The sequence below is a fragment of the Candidatus Epulonipiscium viviparus genome, assembly GCF_030708075.1.
GTDB classification, from domain to species: domain Bacteria; phylum Bacillota; class Clostridia; order Lachnospirales; family Cellulosilyticaceae; genus Epulonipiscioides; species Epulonipiscioides viviparus.
Genome location: NZ_CP117982.1, coordinates 1136301 through 1148360, shown reverse-complemented (window position 1 = coordinate 1148360; position 12060 = coordinate 1136301). Strand labels below are relative to the sequence as shown.

General features: G+C 33.8%; 13 protein-coding genes and 2 tRNA genes. 5 read left to right on the top strand and 10 right to left on the bottom strand.

Going from position 1 to position 12060, the window contains the following annotated elements; genetic code table 11:
* Nucleotides 1–5: 5 nt before the first annotated feature.
* The 5 genes from PCY70_RS04635 to lepB (PCY70_RS04615) all read right to left on the bottom strand — a co-directional run bounded on the left by PCY70_RS04635 (nt 6) and on the right by lepB (PCY70_RS04615) (nt 4822).
* Nucleotides 6–710, bottom strand: coding sequence for an MgtC/SapB family protein (locus PCY70_RS04635; protein WP_052296464.1), 705 nt, complete (start codon nt 708–710; stop codon nt 6–8).
* A 16-nt stretch (nt 711–726) separates the two neighbouring features.
* Nucleotides 727–1935, bottom strand: a complete 1209-nt coding sequence (locus tag PCY70_RS04630) for an RtcB family protein (RefSeq protein WP_305768609.1) — start codon at nt 1933–1935, stop codon at nt 727–729.
* A 60-nt stretch (nt 1936–1995) separates the two neighbouring features.
* Entirely contained in the window at nt 1996–3468 is a 1473-nt protein-coding gene (locus PCY70_RS04625) for an RNA-binding protein (protein WP_305768608.1), read from the bottom strand.
* Nucleotides 3469–3658: 190 nt separating this feature from the next.
* Complete coding sequence (gene lepB, locus PCY70_RS04620; RefSeq protein ID WP_010167453.1) at nt 3659–4183, bottom strand: signal peptidase I; 525 nt, start codon at nt 4181–4183, stop codon at nt 3659–3661.
* Nucleotides 4184–4297: 114 nt separating this feature from the next.
* Nucleotides 4298–4822 carry a signal peptidase I gene (gene lepB / locus PCY70_RS04615; RefSeq protein ID WP_044149620.1) on the bottom strand — a complete coding sequence of 175 codons (525 nt, stop codon included), beginning with the start codon at nt 4820–4822 and terminating at the stop codon, nt 4298–4300.
* Nucleotides 4823–4955: 133 nt separating this feature from the next.
* Here lepB (PCY70_RS04615) and PCY70_RS04610 point away from each other — a divergent pair, with 133 nt between their 5' ends.
* Genes PCY70_RS04610 through PCY70_RS04600 form a run of 3 tightly spaced genes read left to right on the top strand, consistent with a single transcriptional unit; the run spans nt 4956 to nt 7796 of the window.
* Nucleotides 4956–6122, top strand: coding sequence for a phosphopentomutase (locus PCY70_RS04610; RefSeq protein WP_305768607.1), 1167 nt, complete (start codon nt 4956–4958; stop codon nt 6120–6122).
* A gap of 9 nt (nt 6123–6131) precedes the next feature.
* Nucleotides 6132–6764, top strand: a complete 633-nt coding sequence (locus tag PCY70_RS04605) for an SGNH/GDSL hydrolase family protein (protein ID WP_010167457.1) — start codon at nt 6132–6134, stop codon at nt 6762–6764.
* Nucleotides 6765–6770: 6 nt separating this feature from the next.
* Nucleotides 6771–7796, top strand: coding sequence for an acyltransferase family protein (locus PCY70_RS04600; protein ID WP_323132700.1), 1026 nt, complete (start codon nt 6771–6773; stop codon nt 7794–7796).
* Between the two features lie 11 nt (nt 7797–7807).
* On the opposite strand, the gene PCY70_RS04595 is transcribed toward PCY70_RS04600, so the two are convergent.
* A complete protein-coding gene (locus PCY70_RS04595) occupies nt 7808–8602 on the bottom strand; it encodes an alpha/beta hydrolase (protein ID WP_305768606.1) in 795 nt (264 codons plus the stop codon).
* A 182-nt stretch (nt 8603–8784) separates the two neighbouring features.
* Between PCY70_RS04595 and PCY70_RS04590 the strand changes: the two genes are divergently transcribed.
* Both PCY70_RS04590 and PCY70_RS04585 read left to right on the top strand, forming a co-directional pair.
* On the top strand, nt 8785–9975 hold the full coding sequence (locus PCY70_RS04590; protein WP_305768605.1) for a pyridoxal phosphate-dependent aminotransferase: 1191 nt from the start codon (nt 8785–8787) through the stop codon (nt 9973–9975).
* 19 nt (nt 9976–9994) lie between these two features.
* Nucleotides 9995–11179 (top strand): hypothetical protein, encoded by a 1185-nt coding sequence (locus PCY70_RS04585; protein WP_156778404.1) that lies wholly within the window; start codon nt 9995–9997, stop codon nt 11177–11179.
* 20 nt (nt 11180–11199) lie between these two features.
* On the opposite strand, the gene PCY70_RS04580 is transcribed toward PCY70_RS04585, so the two are convergent.
* From PCY70_RS04580 to PCY70_RS04565, 4 genes are all read right to left on the bottom strand, one after another.
* A complete protein-coding gene (locus PCY70_RS04580; RefSeq protein ID WP_010167466.1) occupies nt 11200–11373 on the bottom strand; it encodes a hypothetical protein in 174 nt (57 codons plus the stop codon).
* Nucleotides 11374–11529: 156 nt separating this feature from the next.
* A tRNA-Pro gene (locus tag PCY70_RS04575) sits at nt 11530–11604 on the bottom strand.
* 6 nt (nt 11605–11610) lie between these two features.
* Nucleotides 11611–11682, bottom strand: a tRNA-Gly gene (locus tag PCY70_RS04570).
* A gap of 79 nt (nt 11683–11761) precedes the next feature.
* Nucleotides 11762–12004, bottom strand: a complete 243-nt coding sequence (locus PCY70_RS04565; RefSeq protein ID WP_010167468.1) for an acyl carrier protein — start codon at nt 12002–12004, stop codon at nt 11762–11764.
* Nucleotides 12005–12060: the final 56 nt, after the last annotated feature.

The window sequence follows — 12060 nt, the reverse complement described above, 5'->3', positions numbered from 1 at the left end:
CTTTCTCATAGTAATTCAATGTAGTTTATCCCAGGGTTAAGACGTAAAGTATTGATTATGTGATCTTCATCTAAATCAGATGGAAAGGAGAGTGTTATAAATAGGGAAATAATTTTTTCACCAGCAACTTTGGATTTGTGCAAATCAATATTATGTAATATGCATCCAGATTCTTTGCAATTATTAATAATAGTGCTAACTTCCTTTAGAGAAGTAACTTCTATATAAAGCTCATGGGGAACAATTTTTAGATGAAGTTTAGACTCATATTTATGAAAAATTGTAAGCGTACTAATAATAAAAATCCAGCTGATCAAAGCACCACTATAAAATCCGATGCCAATGGCCAATCCTAAGCAAGCGCAAGCCCATAAACCCGCAGCAGTGGTAACTCCTTTAATCTGCTGTTTACCAGTAACAATAATAGTACCAGCACCAATAAATCCGATACCACTGATAACTTGTGCGGCTATTCTGGTAGGGTCTCCGGTTGGGCCAGTAACATACGTAAAAATATACTGATTAGTTAGCATAGCAGTAGTAGCGCCGAGACAGACTAAAATATGAGTTTTAAATCCTGCGGCTCTACCTTTTTTACCGCTCAATAGACCTAAAGTTCCCGAAAATATTGTTGCGAGAACTATTCTAAATGCAATTACTGCGATATTGCTTAACGAAAATTGTGCTGTGACAATGCTAAAATCAGCCATAAAAATTCCTCCTTAGTTAGATTGCTTTAAAATTATAAATGGGTTTTATAATCCTTATTATATCGACACTATCTTGAATATTGTTAATGATCTCATCAATATTTTTATAAGCAAAACAGCTTTCATCAATTGTAGAAGAACAAATAGAAGTTGAGTGAATACCCTTCATAGATTTTTTAAACATACTGAGAGTGATTGTATTTTTGGATGTGATGCGATTGATTGAGCGCCCGGCTCCATGTGGTGCAGAAAAATTCCACTTGGGATTTCCTTTACCGATTGCTAGAATGCTTCCATCGCGCATGTTGATGGGGATAATAAGTAATTCACCAGCTTGTGCGGAGACAGCTCCCTTTCGAAGAATCTTTGTTTTAATGTCTATATAGTTATGTACAGTATCAAAAGCTTCATAACCATCTTCTTCAGTAGCAAACGACACTCTTCCTCGAAGTGCCTTGATAATATCGTAGGCTATAGCTTTGCGGTTCCAATATGCGAATTCGGTTGCAATTTCCATGTCATGGAGATAATTTTCCATAAATTCACCATCTAGATACGCAAATTCTTTGAGAATATGATAATTTTGTTGCCGGAGATTTGGAGTATCTGATTTTGGTAAATGCTGAATAGACTGCTTCAATTTTTTGGTATATTGAGAGTTGCTTTTCTTTAAAAGTTCATAAGCAAGATTTTGATAATACTTAGCGACATCGCTGCCGAGATTTCTGCTACCAGAATGAATGGTAAGATAATATCTGCCCAATTCATCGTAGCTAACTTCGATATAATGGTTGCCCTCACCTAAGGTGCCCATCGAAAACTCTGCGCGAGCAAAATCAATAACAGGGCAGCGTAACTCATACAAAGGAACTTCTTTGATAAATTTATGAACTTTTTTGCGAAGACTAAAGCCAGAAGGAATTGTGACACGGAGTTTTTTATCAAATTCATTGATCCAATCTAATCCTTTAACTACTTTAATAGGCTCAACTCTAACACCGCAACCTATGTCAACGCCAATAAGATTTGGAATAATTTTATCTTTAACTGTCATAGTGGTTCCGATAGTACAATTTTTGGCAACATGAACATCAGGCATTATGGCTAGATTGCTATTTTCGGCTGCTAGATTATTGCATAGTTTAAGGATTTGATTTATAGATTCCTGATCAATATTTTCTGTAAAAATTTTAGCAGTACAATACTTTCCTTCTAATGTCAACATAAAAATCCCTTCTTTCATAGATTAAGTCAAATCAGATTAAGTCGGTGTTGCAAATAAATGTTAATTAAGAGCGAGTAAAATTTCGGCCCACTTAGCATCATTATACTGAATGCTAGCTTTTCTGATAGCAAGAACGAGAACAAGTTTCTTTTCTTGAACAAAGTTGGTATCAGTTGCCAAAATCTTGCCTAAAATCTCTTCTTGAGAGGAAATTAAATGAATTAAAGTAGTAACGTTACGAGGCAATTTATCAGTGGCTAATTGTGAATGTTTGCAAGAAATGGGATGAACATAGCTAAAATACCATGCGATGCTATCAGCGCTTAAGTTATATTGTTCTAGTAAATGAATACCTTCTAAATCTCCAATACTGCAACACTTGCTGAGCAGGCGAATTACAAGCAAGCGATGGTAGACATCATTTTTTCCGAAAATAGTTTTGTAAGTCTTAAGTAGCTCCTCAAAGTAGTGAGGCATAACAAGAATATCATTATATATATAAGTATAGCTAGATTTATTGAGAATTTCGGGAGTGATGGCAGATAAGTCGGTCTTGCCGGTTAAGAAATCAGTGTATTCCGCAATTCGTAGATTATGAGCCATAAAAGTTGAAAACCATTGCGCATCTAATTCTTCAGCTGGAGGATACATATTTTTTGGATAATGATACATAACGATAGCAGTTTTATTTGCAGGAGTACTATTTGATAATGTGGTCAAAGATTCAAATATAGTAGGAATTTTGCTAAATATGCTGTTAAAATTTTGATTTTTGGTATCAATTGTGAGATGTCGTAAACGATAACTCATAGTTAGTCCAATGATACAAAAATTGTCTAACCAATCATCTTTCCCCGCAATAGTATATGCCAGTAATAACCCAACATTTTCACCCAAAATTTTTCGAGCAGCAGTACAAATAGGAGCTGTTACAGCCTGAGTTTTAGCATCAAATGTGAGTAAAGATTTAATAGTATCATCAGAACTTTCCTCTATAGCATTGCGAAGCAAATTCTTCAAAGTTTCTATAAAGTCATATTGATCATTTGTATCTTTACGCAGAGAAAACGCAAGAGAAATAATTATTTTTTCCAAAGTATTCCAATCGTGATTATATATATCATCTGGATTTGGTAATGCTATAAGTAGATTTAAGTCATCTGTAAAAGTTGTCAATGAACATTTACTTAAGGTTAATACTAGAATTTTGGCCTGATGTAGAGGAGATAATGCTTTAAATTGGTTAGAATATTTTGTAGTAGAGTTATAAGTTCTAAAAACTATTAGTTTATCAGCATCAGAAAGTAAATGAAATATTACATCAACAAATTCTGAATAACCTTCTTCTTCAGACAATTCATCTAAATCGGAAATCCAGCTGTATGAATATTCCAAATTAACATGATACTTAAGAATTTCAGAAAGCATTAATTCTTTTTGACTTTTTTCGCAGATTAAATAATCAATAATGTGATTAATAAGATCCGTACTGAAGTTATTTGCTTTTTTTAGACATTTCATAAATGGTTCCATTATATATCCTCCCTATTGTTAAAAAATATAATTTATACGATATTATTATACTACAGCATATAAATGCGATCAACCATAAATAAAAGCGAAGGTGACTATAAAATAGGGAGAGAAAATAAGAATCATCATTATAGCATATGATGCCAGCATGATTTTGGTGTGCAAGAGTATTATACAATAATATGAAATACTATTTTAATATACCAATAGCATTAAACGGAAACACTCTAATACCTCCAATAGCAACAAGGTCCTCTCGATTAACAGAACCAAAATATCGGCTATCGGCACTGTTAAGCCTGTTATCACCCATAACAAAAAAATGATTTTCGGGAACAGTCAAAGGAAACACTATATTGGGATTTAATGGAAAAGTAGAATTAGGATGATTTAAATAGGGCTCATCGAGTAAAACTCCATTTACATAAAGATTACCAGCATAGAGATCGAGTTCGTCACCAGGCAAGCCAATAACGCGTTTAATTAAATTATCTTTGCCATCAAAAAACACCACAATTTCTCCTCTTTCTGGTTTACGATAATAAGGGGTAACTTTATTCAAAATAAAATGATCACCAATAGAAATTGTAGGAATCATCGAACCAGAAGGTACTTCAGAATGCATAAATACAAATTGCATAATGAGGGCAGCGGCAACAATGGCAAGAAGTAATTCTATTGTAAATTCCAAAAATTGCTTTGCTTTAAGCAACATATCAATCAACTCCTTTTAATATGTATTATGACCTATTTAAACAGAAAAAATTATCAAAATTTAAGAAAGTGATACTATTGAAGTGGAAATGATAGTATCACCAGCAATGATTGCCTATTTTAACATATGAATATTGTCAAAAGGAAAAAATTTAAATGCACCAATCGAAACCAAATCTCCTCTATAAATAGGACCAAAGTCACGGCTATCTGCACTATTAAGGCGATTATCGCCCATCACAAAATAATGATCTTGAGGCACAACAAAAGGAAATGTAATACGATAATTTAAGGGATAAGTAGAATGAGCATCTTTTAAATAAGGTTCATCTATGAGGGAGCCATTTAAATATACATTTCCGGCAATTAAATCGATTTCATCACCAGGTAATGCAATGACGCGTTTGATTAAATTATCTTGTCCATTAAAAAATACAACAATATCGCCTCTATCGGGTTCTTTATAATATGCAGAAACTTTGTTAAGTATAAGATGATCGCCTATAAGTATGGTGGGAATCATCGAACCAGTAGGAACGGTAGAATGCATAAACACAAATTGGGTAAGAAGTACAGCGGCTAAGACAGCAAGTAGCAATTCGACGGTGCTATTAAAAAAATTTTTGATTTTAAGTAACATAAATTTTGCTCCTTTTGTGATATAATGGTAAATCTAGTATAACATTATTCAAAAAAAAAGATAAGTAGCAAACTAAAAAAAATAAATTGGTGCATACTAAATATGTAAAATAAATATAAATGGGAGGCAAAAAATGAAAAGAGTAATTTTTATTGTCTTAGACAGCGTAGGGATAGGAGAAATGCCAGACGCAGATGCATATGGAGATGTGGGTGCCAGTACACTACAGCATGTATATGATAGCAATGACGGATTAAAATTATTGAACTTGAAAAAATTAGGACTATTTAATATTGATGATATAAACGTAGGAGAAAAAGAAGCCAATCCAGCGGCATCATATGGCAGAGCACTAGAAATTTCTAAGGGAAAGGATACAACAACGGGGCACTTTGAAATGATTGGTGTAAATACAGCAGTACCATTAAGAACATATCCACATGGTTTTCCGAAAGAAATAATTGATGAGTTTTCGGCTAAGACAGGCAAAAAAGTAATTGGCAATATTGTAGCATCAGGAACACAAATTATAGAAGACTTGGGAGAAGAACATGTAAAAACCGGAAATTTGATAGTCTATACATCGGCTGATAGCGTGTTTCAAATAGCGGCACATGAAGAAGTTGTTCCATTGGAGGACCTGTATCGCTACTGTAAAATAGCAAGAGAGATATTGCGAGGCGAAAACGAAGTCGCAAGAATTATAGCAAGACCGTTTGTTGGTACTGTCGGAGCATTTGTACGAACTGCAAATAGGCACGACTATGCAACGGAGCCAGCGATACCAAATTTGCTATATCGTCTAGATACTGCAGGAGTGATGGTAACAGGGGTAGGGAAGATTAGCGACATCTTTGCAGGAAAACATATAGCAAAATCATATCCAACAAAAAGCAATAAGGAGGGAATGGAGATAACGATCAAGCTTGTAAAGGAGCAGAGGCAAGGGTTGATATTTACAAATTTAGTAGATTTTGATATGAAATATGGTCATAGAAATGATGTTGCGGGGTATGGAGCGGCGTTAGAAGAGGTCGACATACAAATTGGCGAGTTGCTAGAATTTCTCACAGAAGACGATTACTTATTTATAACGGCAGACCATGGGTGTGACCCTACATTTGTAGGAACCGATCATACAAGAGAGAGTGTGCCAGTAATAGCATATAAAAAAGGTTCAGCATCAGCTAATCTGGGGACTTTAGAGACTTTTGCAGACATTGGCCAAACCATTGCAGAAATTTTTAAAGTCGAAAAGCTAGATATTGGTAAGAGTTTTTTGAATAAATTGGAATGTTAAGGAGGCATTATGTCAAAGATATTGAATGACAATAATATTATTTTATTTCAAGGAGATAGCATTACGGACTGCAGTAGAAATAAGTTAGACGATGAGAGTCTGGGAAATGGTTATGTAAAATTGGTCAATCATTATATAAAAACTCATTATCCGGAATTGAATATGAAATGTATAAATAGAGGTATGTCTGGTAACCGATCTAAAGAGTTAAGAAAGCGCTGGGAAAAGAATACATTGAGTTTTGAAAAAATCGATGTACTTTCTTTGTATATAGGAATTAATGATACTTGGAGAAGATATGATACGGGAAGCGTAACAGATGTGGCTGAGTTTAGAGATAACTATTTATATTTTTTGGATAGCACGAGAGAAAAGTTCGGAGACATTGAAATTATACTATTGAGTCCATTTGTATTGCCAGTAACACCTGGGCAGCTGGAATGGAAAGAAGATTTGGGTCCCAAAATTGAAGTGATAGAAAATATTGCTAAAGAATATGACGCAAAATATATTCCATTACAACAGAGTTTTAATGGGCAGTTAACAGTAGATACGCCAGGTTGCTATTGGACTCGCGACGGAGTGCATCCGACTGCCAAGGGACATGTGCTTATAGCAAAGGAGTGGATCGATCTAATTTAAGGAGGGATTGCTATTTCAGCAAAATCAGTAGAAAAGGAACGAACTAGAAATTATTTACTTGATAACTTAAAAGGGATTTTGATATTTTTGGTAGTGCTGGGACATTCGTTGGAGCTATATATAGCAGAGTCATTTGTTATAGAAGTGGTCTATATCTTTATATACTTATTCCATATGCCTGTTTTTGTGTTCATTTCGGGCTATTTTTCAAAGAATGTTGGAAAGTGTAGAATGAAAGCCTTTAGAAATTTCTTAGTTCCGTATCTGATTTTTAATACGCTTTGGGCAATAGTAAGTATTCCAGTAGTTGGGTGGAGAAATATTTCGCTACTTACACCAGGATGGGCATTGTGGTATTTAATAAGTATGTTTTGCTGGAGAATTTGTTTGAGAGATTTAATACGAGTTAAACATATTTTTTTAATAAGTCTGATAATAGGAGTAATAGTAGGTTTTTCGCCAGAGGTGGGAACGTTTTTATCGATATCGAGAACAATATTTTTCTTGCCATTTTTTTTAGGAGGGTATTTCCTAACAGAAGAGCAATTACTGAGTTTTAGAAGTAAAAGTAAGTTGATTAGTATTTTGATTATTGCCGTAACAGCTGGAATAGCAGTTATCTTTGCATATTTTGAAATTATCCCAGCGGAATTTTTATATGGAAGTCATGATTATTATGAATTTGAAGCACCTATTTGGGAACTTATTCTTAGTAGAATGGGAGTTTATGTAATAGGATTTGCATTTGTATATGTTTTAGTTAATATGATTAATCCTAAAAAAACATTTTTTAGCAAGGTAGGTACCAATACATTTTCGGTATATATTCTACACACATATTTAGTATCGCTGGTGTATATAGTAAATTCGATTATACCATTTTTTTGGATAAAAATTATTATTTGTATAATAACGAGTATGTTGATTACGTATGCACTATCTCGAAATAAAGTGATGTGGTATTTGAATAAGTTGATTAATATTGTTGTATCGATGTTGGCAAAAAAGCCCAAAAAAAGAGCTGCCCCATAAGCAGGGCGGCTTTAATATAACAAAAAGCTTTCAATATATTTAGACCAGGTAGATTCAGAATGCGTATCGCCAACGCCAACATTTAGATAGATATTGTGTAGCGGAACACCTAGCTGGAGTAATGTTCTGAAATACGCAATTGTATCGTTTACATATTTTTGGGCTAGTAGAGGATCAGTAGACATGTGACCTTCTGCGGTGCCAACATGAATGAAATATTTCATCGCGGAATTGGGAGTGGTGGCTTTGAGATAATCAAACCATTCGTTATTGGTATATACCCAAGAAGCAATTGAGAATATCCCAGCTTTTGCAAAAGCGGTTGGGTATTGCGAAATTATAAATGCAGTAACTAATCCACCCATAGAGCTTCCGATAATGGCAGCATCTTCGGGGATAGTTTTATATTTGGCATTAATAAATGGCACCAATGTGTTTACAAAAAATTTTGCATACTCATGAGCTTTTCCACCAACGTTTATATCAAAGCCTTCTTTAAAAATATAACTGCTTACAAAAGGCAAATATTCGGTTGGTCTTTCGGTATCAGCATTGTCGATGGCAACGATGATCATTCCCTTTGTTTTGCCAGCCTGCTCCATGGCAGTAATGGTATCTAAAACTTCCCAGCTGCCAGTGTTAAATGGACCTTTGCCAAAAAATACGGCTTTGCCATCATGAAAATATACTACAGGATATCGTGTGTCATCATTGTCATAATTATAAGGCAAATAAACTCTAACGGTGCGAGTAGTTGCTGTTTCCATATAAGGTGTTTGCATCAGATGCTCTTCTATTCTCCACATATAAAAAATCTCCTTTAGCATTTTAAATTTATATAAGCTAGTATGCTATATGATGAAAAAATATATACAGAAATATCATAATAATTGATAGATATAGAGTTTTAGTGATATATTCTATTTTGTTATACTAAAATTTGTCGAAAAATGATATAATAATATAAAATAAAACTAGGAGGTATTTTATGATTTCGAAAAAAATGCAAGAATTAGTAGCAGGAAGTTCTGTTATTCGTGCAATGTTTGAAGAAGGAAAGTTGATGGCACAAAAATATGGTGTAGAAAACGTGTATGATTTTAGTTTAGGGAACCCAAACACAGCCCCTCCTGATGCAATAAAGGAAGATATCTATGATATATTGAAGAGAGAAGAGCAAATTCATGGCTATATGAATAATTCGGGATATGAGCAAACAAGAAATAAAATAGCGGCAGTGACAAATGCAAAGTATGGATTAAAGCTAAGCGTAGATAATATATGCATGTGTGTCGGAGCTGCAGGAGGGCTAAATATTATATTAAAAACAATTTTGGATCCAGAAGATGAAGTAATAGTGTTTGCACCATTTTTTGGTGAATATAAACATTATATATCAAATTTTGATGGGAAAATTGTGGTAATTCCTCCAAATCCACCGAGTTTTTTGCCAAATTTTTCGGCACTTAAAGCATCGATTACACCGAAAACTAAAGCAGTGATAATTAATACTCCTAATAATCCGACTGGAGTTATATACGATAGAGCGACATTAACGGAATTGGCAAATATATTAGAGGAAAAGCAACAGGAGATGCTGAGTCAGATATACTTGATATCAGATGAGCCGTACAGAGAAATAGTTTACAATAATGTAGAAGTACCAAATGTGTTATCATTCTATAAAAATACGTTTATAGCATATTCGTATAGCAAATCTTTGTCGTTACCCGGAGAGAGAATCGGCTACGTTATTAGTAGCTCAGAGATGTCTGATCTAAAAGAAGTGGTAGCCGGGCTCAATGTTGCAAACCGTGTATTGGGATTTGTAAACGCACCATCGTTGTTTCAAAAATTGGTAGAAAGATATGTTGATTTCGATGCAGATATTAGTTTGTATAAATCAAATCGAGATATTTTATATAGTCATTTGAAATCGTTGGGATTCGAGTTAAATAATCCAGAAGGGGCGTTTTATTTATTTCCAAAAGCACTGATAGAAGATGATGTAGAGTTTTGTGCAGAAGCAAAGAAATTTAATTTATTATTGGTACCAGGCAGTGCGTTTGGATGCAAAGGCTATTTTAGAATTGCATATTGCGTGAGTGCAGCGACCGTGAATAATTCATTGGAGGCTTTTGCGAAGCTTGCAAAGTACTATAATGATGTTGTACAATAATCGCAGAAAGGTTAGTGCAATGAAAACTATATTTGATAAATTGAACAAAAGCTGGAATATAAATGGAGATACACATAGTTATAAGAGAGAAATTTCGTATTTAATAAATCAATTATATATTAAAGATTACTTTGAAGATATAGTAATTGTAAGTCAGCGAATATTAGATCTAGCATTTAAATTTAGTATTTGTAAAGTGAGACATAATGATGCGCTGATTGGATCTGAGCTAGTTCTAAAAGAGCTAACAGAGTTGCATGGAATAAACAAAATTTTTGTGTGTAACCAAGACTTTGTGCATCCTCAAAACAGTGCCAGCTATAAAGATGCGATTAGAACTTTGGGACTGTGGTGTGAGATTATTAGATATGATGAGAATAAATCTTTGGAGCCTATAGAACTGATACATCGAGGGCAGCGTTTTAGAGTAAATAATAGATTAGTTGAGGCGTATCAAATCATAGAAAATTGGGAAAAAGTAGGTAGATGGAAAAAATTAATCAAAATAGCGAAGTTGATATTGCAAGATTATAAGAAGAAGAAGAGTATTTTTGAATATATTTGCGATTTGTTTGGAGATTTGTGTGATATTTTTATTTTTTATATTGATCTTGATATGCCATTAAACTTGGAACGTTTTGTAAAGCTTGTAATACAAGAGAATAAACTAAAGGAAATTCAAATACCCGATAGAATCGATGCGCATCCTCAAAATATAATCTTATTTGACTTAGCACTAGACTTTATAGAGCAATGGAGTATACTTAAATATCCGCCAATTATAGAGCGAAATAAGCTAGGGATGTTGGTAAACAATCATATTATAGAAGACAATTGCAGTGAAGAAGAAGACATTGCGACAATATTGTTAATCTGGAGCGAATTAGATAGTACAGATTTCAACTACAAGATGCTCATTAATGACTTGAATATGCTGTTGTTGGATAAAGATGGTGATTTACGGAGGGGATGGGATAATTTTAATTTGACCAAGCACTTAATTGCGAATATGATGGCATATAATGAAATTAAAAGTAGATGGTTTGTAGAATTGGAAAGTTATGAGAGATTTTTGAGATTGGTGAGTAAGGAATTTGATTTGCAGCTAAACCTGGCAGAAACATTGGGTTACTACTTTATTAATGATGAAGAACAATATTTGATATCGGTTAAAAAGATGAAGTCAATTTGTAAATATAGCTAAAAAGAAACCAGTCCTCTAAATCAAGGGCTGGTTTCTTCTATAGATAAACTAGAAATAGGCTGACTTTCGGCAATTTGTTGTTCAATATAAGAATTATCATCAAACTTATTATTGATATAAGTAACAGTTTGAGCAGTAACTACCGAAGCGATTAGATAAACCGTTGCTATTAACGACACATTACTTTTTTTCATATTAATAATTATCCCCCTTATTGCCTTATTAAATAAAGTATGTGCGAAATCACAAATTTATATGCTGCTGTGAGTAACATGGAAAAACTTTTATAAAATAAGATATGTATAATATAAAAAGCTAGCCTCCTAAAATAGGAAACCAGCTCTAAACAATCGGGGTGACAGGACTCGAACCTGCGGCCTCCTGGACCCAAACCAGGCGCTCTAGCCAAACTGAGCCACACCCCGATATAAAGCGCGAGACGGGAGTCGAACCCGCGACCCTCTCCTTGGCAAGGAGATGCTCTACCACTGAGCCACTCGCGCACTGCTTTTGACGTGATTATAATAACATGAAGTCTATTATATGTCAACACCTTTTGTAAAAAAAATATTTTTTATTCGACTAATTTTGATCAAAGTCGAGTTTTTTATCGATAATATTAACAATATCACGTACTTGTTTAAATTTAGCGATATCTTTATGAGTGAATTCAAATCCATATTCGGCTTCTATATCCATCGCAATTTGATATAAATCTAGAGAATCTGCATTGAGGTTGTGAAGCAAATGTGATTTTGGTTTGATCTTAGATATAGGAATATTTAGACTTTTACTGATTATTTCTTTAACCACATCAATTGTCATTTAATCACCGTTTCATTTTTTGGTATTATTATATGCAACGGTGAAGTAAGTTGACA